Genomic DNA, 19,837 nt, shown 5'->3' with positions numbered 1-19,837 from the left:
CCTGTCATGCGAAACGGTGTGGACGGCGGTGGGCGCTCGTCACGGGCGCGGGCCGAACCGCCGGACCAGGGCAGGCACCTGCTCGGGAGTCACGGTGCCGACGACGTCCACCCCGGCGTCGTGGAAGGTGCCGACCGCGCGGTCGAGGTGGTCGGCCGAGGTGATCAACACGGCGTCGCGCGCGCCGATCGCGCGCATGATCGTCGCCGAGCGTTCCGCGTTCTGCGCGGTCGTGGCCGCCTCCGGTTCCAGATGGACGCGCGCGGCGGGGACGCCGCGCGCGATCAGCCAGTCGGCCATGGCCCGTGCCTCGGTGACGCCGTTGTGCGCGTTGCCGCCGGTCACGATGATCGGCGAGACGGGAGCCAGCAGGGCCTGCAAGTATCCGGCGTGCAGGCGGTCGACCAGCTCCGGGCGCATGCCGCCGTCGGGCAGCAGTCCGTAGCCGAGCACGACGATGGCGGTCACCGGTCCGCGCGGTGTCGGCATGGGCGCTGGGATCGGCGCCTGTGGTCCGGCGGTCGCGGGTCCCACGTCGGCGGACCCCGAGCCCTCCGCCGCGGCGGCGGGGAGATGGGTCAGCGCGGCGGCGACGGCGACCACGCCCAGCAAGGTGCGGGCGAGTGGAATCACGATGGCGGACATGGAAACTCCCGGCGGTCGGCCACCGGATGGTCACCGATGGCTGGGGTGCGGCGTTCGTCCATGATGCGGCCGCGGGCCGTTGCGGAACCGTGATCGCCTGGTGATCTGGACAATTCACCGATTCCGTGCCGCTCGCTTGTGCCGGACGACCTCGTCGCCGAATTCCGGGAGCTTGTCTTCATTCTTCTTTGTGCCGATTCCCTGGCCGCGCCGAACGCGTTCGTGAGGTCTCCAGACCCGGTCGTTGCGCATAGGCGGCCGCGTTCGCCGGTTCTAGCGTTGGCCCGGCTTCGGTGCCGTCGGCCGGCAGGCCGCCAGGCACCGTGCGCAACCTGTTTCCGTCGAGCGGCGTGGCTCGTGCCCTGACTTCGCCCGCCCGCTCGACGGAAGCACCGGCCGCCACGCGCTTCGCTCGCCGGACGGGATCCCGCAACCCGCCTCTGTCCGGCGCGCACGTCCCCGGCGCGCGGCGGTGTGCCCACCGAGCGGACCCTCGCACCCTCCGCTCGGTGGGCATCAGGGCGTTCCGGGCCCGGCCGACCGCACTCGGCGGCTGCTGTGCCGAATCTCGGTGGTCGCCGTTCGCGCTCGCCAATTCTTTTTGCTCCATCGCCTCGGCAATAGTTTTGTTCACGTGAACAAAACCTCTGATTTCGTCGGAGGCTGCCGTGCCGGCGAACCGCGATAATTCGGGCATCGATCGACAGGGTGGGGTCGTGTTTCCGGTATGCACACCGCGGCGGGAGTGATTATGGATTCGGCGTGCCCGGAAATCGGATCGGAGTCGCATTCCTGTCCGGCTTTTTCCGGGTGATTTCCACCTGTCCGTCCACCTTCGTGAATTCGATGGGAAACAGTTCGGGCGGGCCGAGAAACAACGGTCTCCTGTTTTCGGGCTCGGTGCAGGAATCGCCGGCCAGCAACGGTGTTGTTACGCCCCTTCGCCGGTTGGCACGTAGGCGGACCGCATGCCTTGCTCCGTCGCGCAACGGGTCCGGGCTCGGGATCCGCAGCTCCGCCCGGGGTCTCGGCGGTGGTTTGCCCATAGCGCCGGGCGGTGCACACTCGCGGCATTCACACATGACATCGATGCGAGCGGCCTGCCGCCAAGGGTTCGCCCCGCCGGTTCCATGCGCGCGGGACGGGGCTCGATTCCCCTCCGGGGGAAGCTCTGATCCGTGCCCGATCCGGGAAACAACGGCGGTCCACGTATCACTTGCGGGAAACCGGAACGGCTGGCAGGCTAACGCTCAGCACGCGACTGGACGGTCGTCCTGGCGCTTTGCTCTGCCGAAGAAAGATTGTGCATGTGCTATGGGTTCATCTTCTCAGCAATGGGAAACCGGGCGCTCGCCACGGATAAAGATACGTGGTATATGAAGTGCTCCACGGTGTCGGGTTTACCGTCAGCGAAGGTGACTTCGAGATGTCCATCTCGGTAACCGCCGAGAAACATTCTTCTGCTGGAATACGCAGTCACGTCGCTGACCGCCGGGCACGGTCGTCGAAGTCCGGGATCACCGCGCTCGGACGACCTCGTACGCCCCGTATCCGGCGGTGCCGGGCCTGCGCGCGCGAGCGAGCCGTGCCGCTCGCCCGGGCCTGGGCCGGCGGCTTCGTCACCGATACCTGACCGAACTACTCGGTAGTTCTCTCGCCGACCCGCGCCGCTGCTCGCGACGCCGGGTTCCTTCGTCGACCCTGCGATACCCGGGATGTGAAACGTGAACTCGAGCGCTGGTGAATCGTCCGACCGCATGTTGGAGTACCTGAAGAAGGTCACCGTCGAGCTCATGACGACGCGCGACGATCTGACCCGGTTGCGGGAGAAGATCGACGAGCCGATCGCGATCGTCGGCATGAGCTGCCGCTATCCGGGCGGCGTCGAATCGCCGGAGCAGCTGTGGGAGCTGGTCGCGGCGGAAGTGGACGCGGTGGGCGGGTTCCCGGCGGACCGGGGCTGGGATCTCGAGGGGCTGTTCGACCCCGATCCGGACCGCTTCGGCAAGGTGTACACGCGGGAGGGCGGCTTCCTGCGCAACGCGGGCGACTTCGACGCGGGATTCTTCGGCATCGGCCCCCGGGAGGCGGCGGCGACCGATCCGCAGCAGCGGCTGCTGCTGGAGGCGTCCTGGGAGGCCTTGGAGAACGCCGGGATCGCCCCGACCTCGCTGCGCGGCAGCGATACCGGCGTGTTCGCCGGTGTCATGTACGAGGACTACGAGCACACCGCCAGGGCCGCCGGACCGATCGCGGAGGGCTACGCGGGTATCGGTTCGACGGGCAGTGTGGTCTCGGGCCGGGTGGCCTACACGTTGGGTCTGGAAGGCCCCGCCGTGTCGGTGGACACGGCGTGTTCGTCGTCGCTGGTGGCCATCCACCTGGCCTGTCAGGCGCTGCGGCGCGGCGAGGCGTCGCTCGCGCTCGCGGGCGGCGTCACGGTGATGTCGACGCCGTTCCTGTTCATCGAGTTCTCCCGGCAGCGGGGTCTGTCGCGCGACGGCCGCTGCAAGGCGTTCTCGGCGGCGGCCGATGGGGTGGGCTGGGGCGAGGGCGTCGGCGTGCTGGTGCTGGAGCGCCTGTCGGACGCGCGGCGGGCGGGGCATGAGGTGCTCGCCGTGATCCGCGGTTCGGCGGTGAATCAGGACGGGGCGAGCAATGGCTTGACCGCGCCGAACGGTCCGTCGCAAGAGCGGGTGATCGCCTCGGCGCTGGCCGCGGCAGGGCTGACGCCCGCCGATGTGGACGCGGTCGAGGCGCACGGCACGGGGACGTCGCTGGGCGATCCGATCGAGGCGCAGGCTCTGATCGCCGCGTACGGACAGCAGCGGGAGGAGCCGCTGCGGATCGGTTCCCTGAAGTCGAACATCGGCCATGCGCAGGCAGCGGCTGGTGTCGGCGGTGTGATCAAGATGGTGCAGGCGCTGCGGCACGGGGTGCTGCCGAAGACGTTGCACGTGGACGCGCCTTCACCGCACGTGGATTGGTCTGCGGGTGCGGTGCGGCTGTTGACCGAGGCGGAGGCCTGGCCCGCTTCGGTGGAGCGGGTGCGGCGGGCGGGTGTGTCGTCGTTTGGGATCAGTGGCACGAACGCGCACGTGATCGTGGAGGAGGCCCTCGCGCCGGTCGCCGGGTCCGACGGCGAGTCCGCCGACGGCGAAGCCGGACCCGCCTGCGCGGCGGACGTCGTCCCGTTGCTCGTGTCGGCGAAGACCGACGACGCGCTGCGCGACCAGGCGGCGCGGTTGCGCGCGTGGCTGGTCGAGCATCCGGACGCCGACCTGTGGAGCGTGGCGTCCGCGCTGATCGAGACGAGGGCGCAGTGGAACCGGCGCGCCGCGGTGGCAGGCAGCGATCGCGACCAGGTGCTGGCCGGGTTGGCGGAACTGGCGGCCGGCGCTTCCGCGGGTGTGCTCGAAGGTGTGGCCGGATCGGGGAAGACGGCCTTCTTGTTCACCGGTCAGGGCGCGCAGCGAGTTGGTATGGGGGCGGGGTTGTACGCGGCGTTCCCGGTGTTCGCCGCGGCGTTCGACGAGTTGTGCGCCGAGTTCGATCGCCTGCTCGGTCCGGGCGTCTCGTTGCGCGACATCGTCTTCGGGGCGGCGGGCGGGGAGTTGGTGCATCGCACCGAGTTCACGCAGCCCGCGCTGTTCGCGTTCGAGGTGGCGCTGTTCCGGCTCGTCGAGTCGTTCGGCATCACTCCCGACGTGCTGATCGGTCATTCGATCGGTGAGTTGGTGGCGGCGTATGTGGCGGGGGTGTGGTCGCTGGAGGACGCGTGCGCGTTGGTGGCGGCGCGTGGGCGGTTGATGGGTGCGTTGCCCGAAGGCGGCGCCATGCTCGCCGCGGCGGTGACCGAGCAGCGGGCCGTCGAGATCGCGGCCGCCCACGGTGGCCTGCTGTCGGTGGCGGCGGTGAACGGTCCGTCGTCGGTGGTTCTCTCCGGCGACACGGACGCCGTCGGTGCGGTCGAGCGGCAGTTGACCGACGCGGGGGTCAGGGTTTCTCGGCTGCAAGTGAGCCACGCGTTCCATTCCGCGCGGATGGATCCCATGCTCGCCGAATTCCGCACTGTCGCAGAGCGGCTGACGTATCGCGCGCCCACGGTCGCGGTGGTGTCGAACGTCTCCGGCGCGCTCGCCGGGGTCGAACTCACCGACCCGGGCTACTGGGTCGAGCACCTGCGCGGTTGCGTGCGGTTCGCGCCGGGCGTGGACGCGCTCGTGGCCGCCGGGGTCCGCCGCTTCGTCGAAGTCGGCCCGGACGCGGTGCTGGCCGCGTCGGCGCGTCGCTGCCTGGCGGAAGATCCGCAGGTCGAAGCCGAGTCGATGGTGGCGGCTGCGACACGTCGTTCGGCCGACGAGGTGACGCAGTACGTCACCATGCTCGCGCAAGCCCACATCGCCGGTGTCGAGGTGGACTGGCGCCCCCTTTTCGCCGGACGGGCAACGGAACGCGTGTCGTTGCCGACGTATGCCTTTCAGCGGCAGCGGTACTGGTTGGAGCCGCTCGGGATCGAGCCGTCACTGGAGTCATCGGATCATCCGATGCTCACCGGCGCCGTGCCGTTGGCGGGGCGGGACGAATGGCTGTTCACCGGTCGGCTGTCGTCGCGGACGCACCCGTGGTTGGCCGAGCACACCGTCTTCGGGTCGGCGCTGCTGCCCGGCGCCGCGTTCGTGGAACTGGCGCTGACGGCGGGGGCCCGGCTCGGCGCCGGATTCGTCGAGGAACTGCTGTTGGAAGCGCCGCTGTCGTTCACCGACGACACCGCGATCGATGTCCAGCTGACCGTCGAGCAGGCCGACGACGCGGGCGCACGCCGGTTCGTGATCTATTCGCGTGCGGCCGTGCCGGGTGAAAGCGATGCGGGCGAATGGGTTTCGCACGCCAACGGTGTCCTCGTGCCGACCGAGGAGAGTGTGCCGACCTGGGTCGGATCAGGGCCGCACGCCGCGCCGGAGGACGCGCGATGGCCGCGGGCCGAGGCCGAACCGGTGCCGGTCGACGGCCTCTACGACCGGTTGGCGCGGCTCGGCTTCGGCTACGGTCCGCTGTTCCAGGGCGTCACGTCGGCTTGGCGCGACGGTGCCGACCTGCTCGCCGAGGTGTCGCTCGCGACCGAGCCCGGTGCGCAGGGACCGGCCTTCGGCATCCACCCGGCCCTGCTCGATGCCGCCTTCCACACCGCGATCACCGAACTGGCCGACGACATGCCGACGGGCAGGCTGCCTTTGCCGTTCTCGTTCGCCGGGGTACGGCTGTACCGCGCCGGGGCGACGGCCTTGCGAGTGCGTCTGGAACGGACCGGAGCAGGACGCATCCGGGTGGCCGCCTATGACGAGTCCGGAGCGCCCGTGCTGAGCCTCGACGCGCTGACGGCTCGCCCGGTGGATGCCAAGGCGCTCGACCTGGGGGCCGGACGCCGGGCATCCCTGTCGGATGTCGAATGGGTACCGGTGGCCGCGGACGCGGGCGGGGCGGCGGGGACGATCGCGCTGCTCGGCGCCGCGACTGTCGCGGGTGCCGATCGCCGCGCGGTGGCAGCGGCCGATCTGTTCGGCGAACAGGCGCCGCCGGCGATCGTCGTGTGGTCGCCGGACGCAGCGGCGGACGGTGACATGACCGCGCGGACGCGCGCCTGGCTGCGGGCGGCGCTGGAGTTGGTGCGGACGTGGCAGGCCGAGGAACGGTGGCGCGATGCGCGACTGGTCGTTCTGACGCGGGGCGCCGCGGGCCTGCCTGGCGAGAGCCCGGACCCGGCCGGCGCCGCGGTGTGCGGTCTGGTGCGCAGCGCCCAGGTCGAGCACCCCGGCCGGTTCGTGCTCCTCGACGCGTCCCCCGAGGAAGACCTCACGGCCGAAGTGATCGCCGCGGCGGTGCGGTCGAAGGAACCGCAACTGGTCGTGCGCGGCGGCGAACTGCGCGTCGCGCGGTTGCGCAGGCAGCACGCGGGGACGGCGGACGGGAACGGTCTGGGTGCGGGTGCGGTGCTGATCACCGGCGGCACCAGCGGATTGGGAGCCGAGGTGGCGCGTCACGTCGTCGCCGCACACGGCGTGCGGCGGCTGGTGCTGCTCTCACGGCGCGGTGACCGGTCCGACGGAGTGGCCGGCCTGGTGAGCGAGCTGACCTCGGCGGGCGCGCAGGTGCGGGTGGCGGCCTGCGATGTGGGCGACCGGGCCGCGGTCGCGGCGCTGCTGGCGGATCTGCCCGGCGAGTTCGCGCCCAGCGCGGTGATCCATTCCGCGGGTGTGCTCGACGACGCCACCATCGAGACCCTGACCGCCGAGCAGCTCGACCGAGTGCTGGCGTCGAAGGCCGACGCCGCCTGGCACCTGCACGAGCTGACCGCCGATCGGGGCCTCGCCGCGTTCGTGCTGTTCTCCTCGGTCGCGGGTGTGGTCGGCACGTCCGGCCAGGGCAATTACGCGGCGGCGAACGCGTTTCTGGACGCGCTGGCCTTCCGGCGGCGGACCGCGGGCCTGCCCGCGGTATCGATCGCCTGGGGCTCGTGGAATCAGAGCATCGGCATGACCAGCGGTCTGGGCGGTGCAGCGATGGCGCGGATGGGCCGCCTCGGCGTGCGGCCGTTGGAAACGGCGGATGGCTTGGCGCTGTTCGATCGCGCCGTCGCCGCGTCGTCGCCGGTCGTGATCGCGACGGAGTTCGACACCGAGGCGCTGGCGGTGCAGGCCAGGGAAGGGATGCTGCCGCGGCTGTTGCAGTCGATCGTCACGGTGCCGGTGCGGCGGGCCACGGAGACGAGCGGGACATTGGCGCGCAGACTGGCCGCCGCGCCCGCGCCGGAGCGGGCCGCGATCGTGCTCGACGTCGTACGCGAACAAGTCGCCGGTGTGCTCGGCCATATCTCCGGCGACGCCATCGATCCCGCCGCGCCGTTCACCGAACTCGGTTTCGATTCGCTCGCCGGTGTCGAGTTCCGTAATCGTCTCGCCAAGACCACCGGCGTGCAGCTGCCCTCGACGCTGGTCTTCGATCACCCGACCGCCGCGGCGGTGGCGGCTTTCCTGCGCTCGCGACTGGGTGAGGCGACCGAAACCGAGGCCGGGCGGCCCGCGCGGGTGACGCGTCGGATCCGTACCGATGAGCCGATCGCCATCGTCGGGATGAGCTGCCGGTATCCGGGCGGCATCGCCTCGCCGGAGGGACTGTGGGAGCTGGTCGCCGCCGGTGCGGACGCGATCGGCGAGTTCCCCGCCGATCGGGGGTGGGATCTGGATCGGTTGTTCGATCCCGACCCCGATCACCCGGGCACCTCCTACCTGGACCGAGGTGGATTCCTTTCCGGCATGGCGGATTTCGACGCGGGCTTCTTCGGGATCGGACCGCGCGAGGCGGCGGCGATGGATCCGCAGCAGCGGTTGCTGCTGGAGGCTTCGTGGGAAGCGCTCGAGTACGCCGGTATCGATCCGTCGGCACTGCGCGGCAGTGACACCGGCGTGTTCACCGGGGTCTCCTATCAGGACTACGAGGAGATCGCCAAGGCCGCGGGTGCGGTGGCCGAGGGCTATATCGGTACCGGTTCGACCAGTAGCGTGCTCTCCGGTCGCGTGGCCTACACCTTCGGATTCGAGGGTCCGGCGGTCACGATCGACACCGCCTGCTCCTCCTCGCTGGTGGCCATCCACCTGGCCTGCCAGGCGCTGCGCCAAGGGGAGAGTTCGCTGGTGCTGGCCGGTGGCGCCCAGGTGATGTCGACACCGTTCATGTTCGTCGAGTTCTCGCGGCAGCGCGGGCTGTCCAGGGACGGGCGGTGCAAGGCCTTCTCGGCTTCCGCCGATGGCGTCGGCTGGGCCGAAGGCGTGGGTGTGCTGGTGCTCGAGCGGCTGTCGGACGCGCGCAGGCTCGGTCACGACGTGCTGGCGGTGATCCGGGGTTCGGCGGTGAACCAGGACGGCGCGTCCAACGGGCTGACCGCGCCGAACGGTCCGTCGCAGGAACGGGTGATCGCGGCGGCGCTGGCCACCGCCGGACTCGCGCCCGAGGACGTGGACGCGGTGGAGGCGCACGGCACGGGCACCCCGCTGGGCGACCCGATCGAAGCGCAGGCGCTGATGGCGACCTACGGGCAGGGCCGGACCGAACCGCTGTGGGTCGGATCGCTGAAGTCGAATATCGGGCATGCCCAGGCCGCCGCCGGGATCGGTGGCGTGATCAAGATGGTGCAGGCGTTGCGGCACGAGCTGCTGCCGAAGACGTTGCACGTGGACGCGCCGTCGCCGCACGTGGACTGGTCGGCGGGTGCGGTGCGGTTGCTGACCGAACAGCGGCCGTGGTCGGCCTCGGTGGAGCGGGTGCGCAGGGCCGGCGTGTCCGCGTTCGGGATCAGCGGCACCAATGCCCACGTCATCGTGGAGGAAGCGCCGGTCGCCCCGCAGCGCGCGCAGGCGCCGAAACCGGCGGGTTCGCCCAGGACGCCGGGAATCCCCCTGCTGATGTCGGCGAAAACCGAAGCGGGGCTGCGGGCGCAGGCCGCTCGGTTGCGCGAGTGGATCGAGGCCAGGCCCGACGTCGATCCGGTGGACGTGGCTCATTCGCTGCTGACGACGCGGGCCCGATTCGATCGGCGCGCCGCCGTGGTCGCGCGCGACCGCGAGGCCATGCTGGCCGGGCTGGCGGATCTGGCGACCGGCGCGGGGTCGCCGGGAGTGACCGAGGGCGGCCCCGTCGGGGGGAAGGTCGCGTTCCTGTTCACCGGGCAGGGGGCGCAGCGGGTCGGCATGGGCGCCCAGCTGTATGCGGCGTTCCCGGTCTTCGCGGCGGCGTTCGACGAGCTGTGCGCCGAGTTCGACGATCTGCTCGAATTCCCCGCGCCGGGAATGTCCTTGCGGGACATCGTCTTCGGTGCCGCGGGTGCGGACCTCCTGCACCGCACGGAGTACACCCAGCCGGCGTTGTTCGCCTACGAGGCGGCGATGGTGCGGCTGATCGAGTCCTTCGGGATCACCCCGGATGTGCTGATCGGGCATTCGATCGGGGAATTGGTCGCCGCGTACGTGTCGGGCATGTTGTCGACCGCCGACGCGTGCGCGTTGGTGGCGGCGCGTGGGCGGCTGATGGGCGCGCTGCCCGAGGGCGGCGCGATGCTGGCCGCGGCCATCGGGCGGGAGCGAGCGGACGAGGTCATCGCCGGGTTCCGCGGAAAGCTGTCGATCGCGGCGGTGAACGGACCGTCCGCGATCGTGATCTCCGGTACCGAAGCGGCTGTCGCCGAACTGGAACCCGTGCTGGCCGCGGAGGGAATCAAGACGTCGCGGTTGCGGGTCGGCCACGCGTTCCACTCGGCGTTGATGGAACCGATGCTGCCGGAATTCGAGGCCTTGGCCGCGACTGTCGACTTCCGGAACCCGCTGCTGCCGGTGGTGTCGAACGTCTTCGGCGTCGTCGGAGGCGAGGCGCTGTCCGATTCCCTGTACTGGGCCGGTCACATACGCGACACCGTCCGCTACGCCCCGGGAGTCGACACGCTGGTGGACCTCGGTGTCCGGAAGTTCTTCGAAGTGGGCCCCGATGCGGTGCTGACGGCGATGACCCGTCAGTGCTTGTCCGAGGAGGTCGGGTCCCGCTCCGTCGTGGCGGCGGCGAGCAGGCGCGGCGTCGACGAGGTCACCCAGTTCCTCGGTTTTCTCGGGCACGCCTGCAACGCCGGTGTCGAGGTGAACTGGGAACCCTTGCTGGCGGGCCGGGCCCCGCTGCGTGTTCCTCTGCCCACCTATGCTTTCCAGCGTCGGCGCTATTGGCTGGACGTGGTCCGGCCGGTCGCGGCGGGCGCCGTCGAGCATCCGATCCTGCTGGACGCGGTGCCGGTCGCGGGCAAGGACGAATGGCTGTTCACCGGGCAGTTGTCCCAGGCCAGGCAGCCGTGGATCGCCGACCACGTGGTGTTCGGCACGCCGGTGGTACCGGCGACCACCTACCTGGAATTGATGTCGGCGATCGGCGAGCGGCTCGGCATGCGCTCGGTCGAGGAGATGCGGTTGGACATCCCGCTGGCCCTCGGTGAGCGCGCCGCCGATGTGCAGGTGTCGGTCGGCGCCGCCGAAGCGGACGGGCGGCGGCGCTTCACCCTCTACTCCCGCACCGCGGACCTCGACGACGCCGAGGCGTGGGTTCCCCATGCCGGTGGCGTGCTCGCCGCCGACCCCGGCCCCGATCTCGCCACCGGCTGGGATCGGGTATGGCCCCCCGCGGGCGCGGAACAGCTCGACGAAGAGGCGATCTATCGGCGGATCGCGGGCCTGGGAATGGAATACGGTCCGGCCTTCCGCGGGATGCGTGCGGCGTGGCGGCGCGGCGACGAGGTGTTCGCCGAGGTGTCGCTGGACGACGCCACCGCCGCGGCGGCCACGGGTTACGGCATCCATCCGGCGTTGTTCGACGCCTGTCTGCACCCCGCGCTCGATTTCGTCATGGACGAGCTGCCCGCCGGGCGGGTTCCGCTGCCGGTCACGGTCGGCGGCCTGCGGCTGGCCCGGTCCGGCTCCGGACCGGTCCGGGTCCGGGCGGTGCTGTCGGGCGGCTACCGGATCCGGATGGATGTGGCCGACGAGTCCGGCGCACCGGTGCTGAGCACGGAATCCCTTGTGGTGCATCCGGTGGAGCGGCGCACGGTGGAGCGGGTCAGGTCGAATACGGCGCCGGTGCCGCTGCACGGTGTGGAGTGGGTGCCGGTGTCCACCGGTATCGCGGAGGCGACGGGATCGATGGCGCTGCTCGGCGCGGGAGATGTGACGGGAATCGACCTGCGCGTCCCCGAGCTGAGCGAACCGATCGACGCCGATCAGGACGCGGCGACGATCGTCTGGGTGGCCGAGACCGCCGAGGCGGGCACCGACCCGGCGCGGGCGGGCAGGCAGTGGGTCACGCGGACACTGGAACTGGCGCGGTCGTGGCTGGCCGACACGCGGTACGGCCGGGCGCGGCTGGTCGTGGTGACGCGGAACGCGCTCGGGTTGCCCGGTGAGTCACCCGACCCGGCGGCCGCTGCCGTCGCCGGCCTGCTGCGCAGCGTGCAGGCCGAACATCCGGGGCGGATCGTGCTGCTCGATCGGGACGGCGATATCGACGCCAGGACGGTATCGGCGGTGCTGGCCGCGGAGGAACCGCAGGTCGCGGTGCGCGACGGCCGGTTGTCGGTGCCCCGGGTACGCCGGATCACGGCCGCACCGGAGGCCGGGGCGATGTCCTTCGGGACCGGCACGGTGCTGGTGACCGGTGGCACCAGCGGGCTGGGCGCGTTGATCGCGCGACACCTGGTGACCGAGCACGGCGTTCGGCGGCTCTTGCTGGTCTCGCGGCGCGGTCGCGCCGCCGCAGGGGTTGCGGAACTCCTCACTGACCTGTCCGCGCTGGGCGCCCAGGTGGATGTCGAAGCGTGTGACATCGCGGATCCCAGCGCCCTCGCCGAGGTGCTGGCTGCGGTGCCGGAGCGGTTCCCGTTGTCCGGCATCGTGCATGCCGCCGGCGTGGTGGACGACGGCACGGTCGAGACACTCACCGCGGGACAAGTGGATCGGGTGCTGCGCCCGAAGGCGGACGGAACCTGGCTGCTGCACGAGGCGACGCGGGACTCGGATCTCTCCGCGTTCGTGGTGTTCTCGTCGCTGGCCGGGCTGGCCGGTTCCCCGGGGCAGGGCAACTACGCGGCCGCGAACTCGTTCGCCGACGCGGTGGTCCGGTCGCGCAGCGCCGCGGGGCTGCCCGCGCTATCGGTGGCCTGGGGTCCGTGGAACGCGGGCACCGGGATGACCGGTGAGCTGGGTGAGTCGGGGTTGGAACGCCTGCGGCGGTTGGGTTTCCGTCCGCTCGGCGACACGACGGGACTGTCCCTCTTCGACGCCGCGCTCACCGCGGGCTCGGCGCTGGTGGTCGGCGCGGAATTCGATCGATCGGGACTGACCGAGCAGGCCGAGGCGGGAGCGCTCCCGAAACTGCTCGGTGCGCTGGCCCCCACGTCCGCGCGGCCCGCTCGTGCCGGCGGCGACCCGGTCGGGCGGCTGGCTTCGGCCGCGGCCGCCGACCGTGCCGAGGTGGCCCTGGCCGTCACCCGGGAGCAGGCGGCAGCGGTGCTCGGGCACGCCACCGCGGAGGCGATCGACCCCGAAACCGCGTTCACGGAATTGGGCTTCGACTCGCTGGCCGGTGTGGAATTCCGCAACCGGCTGGCCAAGGCCACCGGGCTGCCACTGCCCTCCACCCTGGTATTCGACCACCCGAACTCCCGTGCGGTGGCCGAGTTCCTCGTGTCCAGGATCGCGGACGCGCCTGCCGCCCGACCACGCCCGGCGCGGGTGACACCGCGGATCCGCGCGGACGAGCCGATCGCCATCGTCGGCATGAGCTGCCGTTATCCCGGTGGCGTGAGCTCCGCGGAGCAACTGTGGCAGTTGCTGGTCTCCGGTACGGACGCGATCACGCCGTTCCCCACGGACCGGGGCTGGGACCTCGATCGGCTGTACCATCCGGACCCGGACGAACCCGGGACCACCTACGTGCGCGAGGGCGGATTCCTCACCGACGCGGGCGCGTTCGACGCCGCCTTCTTCGGCATCGGCCCGCGTGAGGCGACGGCCATGGATCCGCAGCAGCGGTTGATGCTCGAGGCCGCCTGGGAGGCATTGGAAGACGCCGGTATCGATCCGACCGCGCTGCGCGGCAGCGATACCGGAGTGTTCGTCGGCGCTACCCCGTCCGGCTATTCCGAGCGGGTCGTCGGTGCGTACGAGGGATTCCGGATGACCGGGAATTCCGACAGCGTGACCTCGGGACGGGTGGCCTATGTCCTCGGTCTGCAAGGCCCGGCCATGACGGTGGACACGGCGTGCTCGTCATCGCTGGTGGCGCTGCACTTGGCCTGCCAGGCGCTGCGGAACGGGGAGACGTCGCTGGCGCTGGCCGGAGGCGTCACGGTGTCGGGCAGCCCGGAACTGTACGTGGACTTCGCACGGCAGCGGGGATTGGCCCCCGACGGGCGGTGCAAATCGTTCGCCGCCGCCGCGGACGGTGTCGGCTGGTCCGAAGGGGTCGGCGTGCTGGCCCTCGAACGGCTCTCGGACGCCCGGCGCTCGGGTCATGACGTGCTGGCGGTGATCCGGGGCTCGGCGGTGAACCAGGACGGTGCGTCCAACGGGCTGACCGCGCCGAACGGTCCGTCGCAGGAGCGGGTGATCGCGTCGGCGCTGGCGGCGGCGGGCCTGGAACCGGCCGATGTCGACGCGGTGGAGGCACACGGCACGGGAACGCCACTGGGCGATCCCATCGAAGCGCAGGCGTTGATCGCGACCTACGGGCAGGGGCGGACCGAGCCGGTGCGGATCGGCTCGTTGAAGTCGAACATCGGCCATTCGGTCGCGGCCTCGGGTGTGGGCGGCGTGATCAAGATGGTGCAGGCCCTGCGGCACGAGCTGCTGCCGAGGACGCTGCATGTGGATTCGCCGTCGCCGCATGTGGATTGGTCGGCGGGGTCGGTGCGGCTGCTGACCGAGGCGGAGCCCTGGCCCGCTGGGGAGCGGGTACGGCGTGCGGGGGTGTCGTCGTTCGGGATCAGTGGGACGAACGCGCACGTCATCGTCGAGGAAGCGCCCGCACGCGACGAAGGGGCCGCCGTGCGCGACCACCGATCGGATCCGGACGGTGTGGTCGCGTGGGTGGTGTCGGCCAAATCGGAGGCCGGTTTGCGTGCGCAGGCGGACCGGCTGCGCGCCTGGGCCGACGAGCACCCGGACGCCGATGCGCGTGCTGTCGGGCGCTCGCTGGTGCGGACCCGCGCGCAGCTGGAGTGGCGCGGCGCCGTGGTCGGCCGGGACCGGGAGCAATTGCTGGCGGGACTGGCGGAATTGGCGGCCGGTTCGGGTTCCGGCGTGGTCGAGGGGACGGCCGGCTCCGGTAGGACCGCGTTCCTGTTCACCGGTCAGGGCGCGCAGCGGGTGGGCATGGGCGCCGAGCTGTACTCGGCCTACCCCGTATTCGCCCGCGCGCTGGACGAAGTGTGCGTCGAATTCGACCGGCTCGCGAAGAACTCGGCCGGCGCGGCGCATGGGCCTTCGGTGAGCGATCCGGCGCCGTCGTTGCGGGAGGTGATGTTCGCCGACCCTTCGGGCGTGCTGCATCGGACCGAGTGGACGCAGCCTGCGTTGTTCGCGTTCGAGGTGGCGCTGTTCCGGTTGGTGGAGTCGTTCGGGATCACCCCGGACGTGCTGATCGGGCATTCGATCGGTGAGCTGGTGGCGGCGTACGTCGCGGGGGTGTGGTCGTTGCCGGACGCGTGCGCGCTGGTCGCGGCGCGCGGACGGTTGATGGGCGCGCTGCCGGAAGGCGGGGCAATGCTCGCGGTATCCGTCTCCGAAACCGATGCGGCGCGACTGCTCGCCGGTTTCGGCGACCGCGCGTCGATCGCCGCGGTGAACGCGCCGGACGCGGTGGTGATCTCCGGGGACGCGGACGCGATCGACGAACTGGAACCGACCCTGGCGGCACAGGGCCACAAGACGACGCGGCTGCAGGTCAGCCACGCATTCCACTCCGCTCGCATGGAACCGGCGCTGGCCGCCTTCCGCGCCGTCGCCGAAGAACTGACCTACCGGGAACCGATGCTGCCGATCGTGTCGAATGTGACCGGGGCGGTGGGGGAGTCGTTCACCGACCCGGAGTACTGGGTCGGGCAGATTCGCGCGGCCGTCCGGTTCGCGCCCGGCATCCGGGCACTCGCCGACACCGGCGTGCGCCGGTTCCTCGAAATCGGTCCGGACGCCGTGCTCACGGCCATGACCCGCAGCTGCCTCGCCGACGAACTCGGGACCGGATGGTCGACGGCCGCGGCGGCCCGTCGCGTGGGCGCGGAAGCGCGGCACTTCGTGACGTTCCTGGCGTGCGCGCACGTCGCCGGACTGGACGTGGACTGGGAGCCGCTGTGGGAAGGCGGCTCGGCACGGCGAATCCCGTTGCCCACGTATGCATTCCGTCACCAGCGGTATTGGCTGACCGCCCCAGGGCACACCCCGGACGTTCGGTCTTCCGGCCTCGACGATGTCGACCATCCGCTGCTCGGCGCGGCGGTCTGGCTGCCCGACTCGCACGGCGTGGTGGCGACCGGCCGGTTGTCGCTGTCGAGCCATCCGTGGCTGGCCGATCACATGATCGGCGGGACGGTGCTGTTGCCGGGCACCGCCTTCGCCGAATTGGCCCTGTACATCGGCGCGCTGACCGGCAACCCGCGCTTGGCCGAGCTCGTGGTGACGGCGCCGCTGGCGGTGCCCGCCGACGGCGCGGTCGAATTGCGGGTGCTGGCCGACGGCCCCGACGACACCGGTGCCCGCGCGGTGTCGGTGTATTCGCGTCCGCATCGTCCCGGCGCGCCGGAACCGGCGGAATGGATTCGGCACGCCACCGGAACCCTTGTCGCGCGACCGGCATCGGCCGAGGCGACCCCGCTGCCGGAGACCTGGCCGCCGGCCGGGGCGCAGCAGGTGGACATCAGCGATATGTACGCCGAGTTCGCCGGCCGCGGTTACGGGCACGGCCCGCTGTTCCAGGGGCTGACCGCGCTGTGGCGGCGCGGCGACGAGGTCTTCGCCGAGGTGCGCCTGCCGGAACAGGAGCATTCGGCGGCCGACCGGTTCGGGCTGCATCCGGCGCTGCTGGATGCGGCGCTGCACGCGATCCGGTACACCGGCCTCACCGGGGAGCCCGCTGCGGACGAGATCTATGTTCCCTACTCCTGGGCGAACGTGGACCTGCACGCGGTGGGCGCGGGCGCGGCGCGGGTACGGGTGACCGCGGCCGAGCCCGGATCCGGTGACCGGGGCAACCAGCCGATCGCGGTGACGCTCACCGATCCGCACGGCGAGCAGATCTTCCGGATCGCGGCGTTGACCATGCGCCCGATTCCGATCGATACGCTGCGTTCCGCGGGCGCGGGAGCCGGACACGACCCGTATCGGCTCCGGTGGGTGCCCGCGCAGGCCGCGGAGCGCACCGGCTCTGCCGCGGACGAGCATTGGGCAGGCAGCGGGGCCGACGAGACCGTGAATGTCGACAGAGGTCCCGTCGCCGTGATCCGGGTCGAGGACACACCGGCGGACAGTGATGTGCCCGGCGTGCTGCGTACCCGGCTCGCCGAGACGGCCGCACGCGTCACCGGACTCCTGACCCGCCACGACCGTGTCGTCGTGGTCACCCACGGGGCGGTCGCCGTGACGCCCACCGCGCCGGTGGATCTCGCGGGCGCGGCGGTGTGGGGACTCCTGCGCAGCGCGCAGCACGAGCACCCGGGCCGGATCGTCCTCGTCGATGTGGACGACCGGTCGGAGTACCGCCGTGCCGTCGCGACCGCGCTGGCCATGGCCGAGGAATCCCAGGTGGCCGTGCGCGACGGTGCGGTGTATGTGCCGCGGTTGAGCCGCGTCGGGTCGGACACGGACCGGACCCGGGTGCCGCGACCGAACCCCGACGGCACGGTGCTCGTCACCGGTGGCACCGGCAGCCTCGGTGCGCTCACGGCCCGGCACCTGGTGGTCGAGCACGGTGTGCGAAGGGTGCTGCTGGCGAGCAGGCGCGGCCCGGATGCCCCGGGCGCCGCGGAACTGGCGGCGGAACTGACCGAACTGGGCGCGCACGTGCAGGTGCGTTCCTGCGATGTGAGCGACCGGGCGGCCGTCGACCGGCTGCTGTCGACCGTTGCGCCGGAACATCCGCTGACCGCGGTCGTGCACACCGCGGGTGCGCTCGCCGACGGTCTGCTGGCCGACCTCACCCCGGAGCGGCTCACGACGGTGCTGGGACCCAAGGCCGACGCGGCCTGGCACCTGCACGAAGCCACCGCCGATCTCGATCTGGCGATGTTCGTGCTGTTCTCCTCGTTCGCGGGGACGATCGGCAGCCCGGGCCAGGCCGACTACGCGGCGGCGAACGCCTTCCTCGACGCGCTCGCCCAGCACCGGCGCCACCGCGGGTTGCCCGCCACGTCCCTCGCGTGGGGACCGTGGCGCGCGGACAGCGGAATGACGAGCACCCTCACCGAGGCCGGCATCGCGCGGATGCGCCGTGAGGGCCTGATCCCGCTGGACGACGACTACGGAATGGCATTGCTGGACAACGCCATAGCCGCGGGCGAGCCGACCGGTGTCGGCGTGCGTCTGGATTCCACGGTGCTCAACGCCCTGGCCGCCGCGGGCGCGTTGCCCAGGATGCTCGGCTCCCTGGTCACCGCGGCGCCGCGACGGGCGGGCGGGGTGCGGTCGCTGGCGCAGCAGCTGGCCGCGACCGCCGAAGCCGACCGCGCGGGCGTGGTACTCGCCGCCGTTCGCGAGCACATCGCCGCGAGCCTCGGCCACACCTCCGGCGACGCGATCGATCCGCGAGCTCCGTTCACGGAGCTGGGCTTCGACTCGCTCGCGGGCATCGAGTTCCGCAACCGCCTGGCGAAGGCCACCGGCCTGGCGCTGCCCTCGACACTCGTCTTCGACCATCCCACCGGCGAGGCCCTGGCGGCCTACCTGGGTTCCCGCATCGCGGAGATGGTGCCCACGGACGCGCCCGTCGCCGTGCCCGCGGTGTCCGTGGAGACCGGGGCCAGGGGCGCGCTCACCGAGCTGGTGCTGGCCGCGCACCGGCGCGGCCGGGTCGGCGCCGCGATACCGATGCTGCTGGAGAGCGCCGAACTCGTGGACACCTTCGCCGACGCGGCGGGGCAGCGCCCGGCGTCGATTCCCCTGAGCAGGGGTGCCGGACAGGCGACACTGCTCTGTGTTCCGTCGTTCGTGGTCGGCACCGGTCCGCACCAGTTCGCCCGGCTGGCCAGGGAACTCGGCGGCGACCGGACGATCGCGGCGCTGCGTCTGCCCGGTACGCAGCCGGGCGAGGCGCTGCCGGAGTCGTGGGACGTGCTGCTGGATCATCTGGCGGCGGCGGTGCGCAATCGCGGCGACGACCGGCCGGTCGTGCTGCTGGGCTATTCGGCGGGCGGCGCGATCGCGCATGCGCTGGCGCATCGGCTCGAACAGGACGGGCGCGGCCCGGCCGCGGTGATCCTGCTCGACACGTATTCACCCGACGATCCGGAACAGAACCGCCGGGTGCTGCTGAGCGCGATCGGCTCCGTGCTCGACCTCGGACACGAGGTCACCGAGATCGGTGATCACGGTCTGGTCGCCATGGCGAAATACGCGCGGTTGTTCGACGCGCGCAAACCGTTGCCGATCGACGCGCCGACGTTCGATCTGCGGGCCGCGACGCCGCTGCCGGGGCTGGACCTCGACGAGCCGGTACCGGCCTGGCTGCACACCGGCGAGACGGTCGAGTTGGACGCCGACCACTTCTCGATCATCGGGGCCGCCACCTCGGCCGTCGCGGCCGAGATACGGCGCTGGCTGGGCGAATTCGACGACAAGGAGCCGACGCTCGCGCGGTCGGCGGCAGGCAGTGACGGGGATCCGCGATGACCGCCGGACGGGCGCGGCACGTGGCATCGAAGCGGCGAGACAGAGGAAATCCCATGGTCGAAGCGGCGAGTGACATCGCTATCGTCGGAATGTCGTGCCGGATGCCGGGCGCATCCGACCTGGAGAAGTTCTGGCGATTGCTGCGCGAGGGCCGCGATGCCGTCGGGCAGGCGCCCGCCGACCGGCCCGGCATCGCGGAGACAGCGGGATTCCTCGACTCGGCAACGGAATTCGACGCCGGATTCTTCGGGGTCCCGCCGAACGAGGCGAACGCCATCGACCCCCAGCAGTTGCTCGGACTCGAACTCAGCTGGGAGGCCTGGGAGGACGCCGGTCTCGGCGACGCGACGGGGGCGCGGGCCGGCGTGTTCCTCGGTTGCACCGGCACCGATTTCGCCGAGATCGTGGCCTCGCAGGGCAGCACCGGCGTCGGACGGCATTCGCTGTGGGCCGTCGGCCGCGGAGTCGTCGCCAACCGGATCTCGAACCACTACGGGTTCACCGGACCCAGCATGGTCGTCGACAGCGGGCAGTCCTCGTCCTTGGTCGCGGTGCACCTGGGCTGCGAAGCGATCCGCAGGGGCGAATGCGACGTGGCCGTGGCGGGCGGACTGAATCTCATCCTGTCTCCGTTGAGCGGGGAACGGTACGAGAAGTTCGGCGCGCATTCGGCGACCGGGAAATGCCACACCTTCGACGACCGGGCCGACGGTACCGTCCGCGGCGAAGGC

Annotated in this window: 3 protein-coding genes; 2 read left to right on the top strand and 1 reads right to left on the bottom strand. The window is 71.5% G+C overall.

What is annotated here, in order from left to right:
- Positions 1–39 precede the first annotated feature (39 nt).
- A complete protein-coding gene (locus tag ON21_RS32265) occupies positions 40–645 on the bottom strand; it encodes a YdcF family protein (protein WP_051021577.1) in 606 nt (201 codons plus the stop codon).
- A 1,757-nt stretch (positions 646–2,402) separates the two neighbouring features.
- Between ON21_RS32265 and ON21_RS32260 the strand changes: the two genes are divergently transcribed.
- Positions 2,403–19,106, top strand: coding sequence for an SDR family NAD(P)-dependent oxidoreductase (locus ON21_RS32260; protein ID WP_051021576.1), 16,704 nt, complete (start codon positions 2,403–2,405; stop codon positions 19,104–19,106).
- Between the two features lie 53 nt (positions 19,107–19,159).
- On the top strand, positions 19,160–19,837 hold a 678-nt coding region (locus tag ON21_RS32255; protein WP_039804398.1), incomplete at its 3' end, for a beta-ketoacyl [acyl carrier protein] synthase domain-containing protein.

Origin of the sequence: Nocardia araoensis NBRC 100135 (genome assembly GCF_000308435.1) — a bacterium.
Classification (GTDB): Bacteria; Actinomycetota; Actinomycetes; order Mycobacteriales; family Mycobacteriaceae; genus Nocardia; species Nocardia araoensis.
Note: the sequence above shows the minus strand (reverse complement) of the source record. Positions and strands in the feature narration are given on the sequence as shown.

Coding starts and splice junctions, on each gene's coding strand:
- ON21_RS32260 (WP_051021576.1), top strand. CDS start 2,403: ATGTTGGAGTACCTGAAGAAGGTCACCGTCGAGCTCATGACGACGCGC.
- ON21_RS32265 (WP_051021577.1), bottom strand. CDS start 645: ATGTCCGCCATCGTGATTCCACTCGCCCGCACCTTGCTGGGCGTGGTC.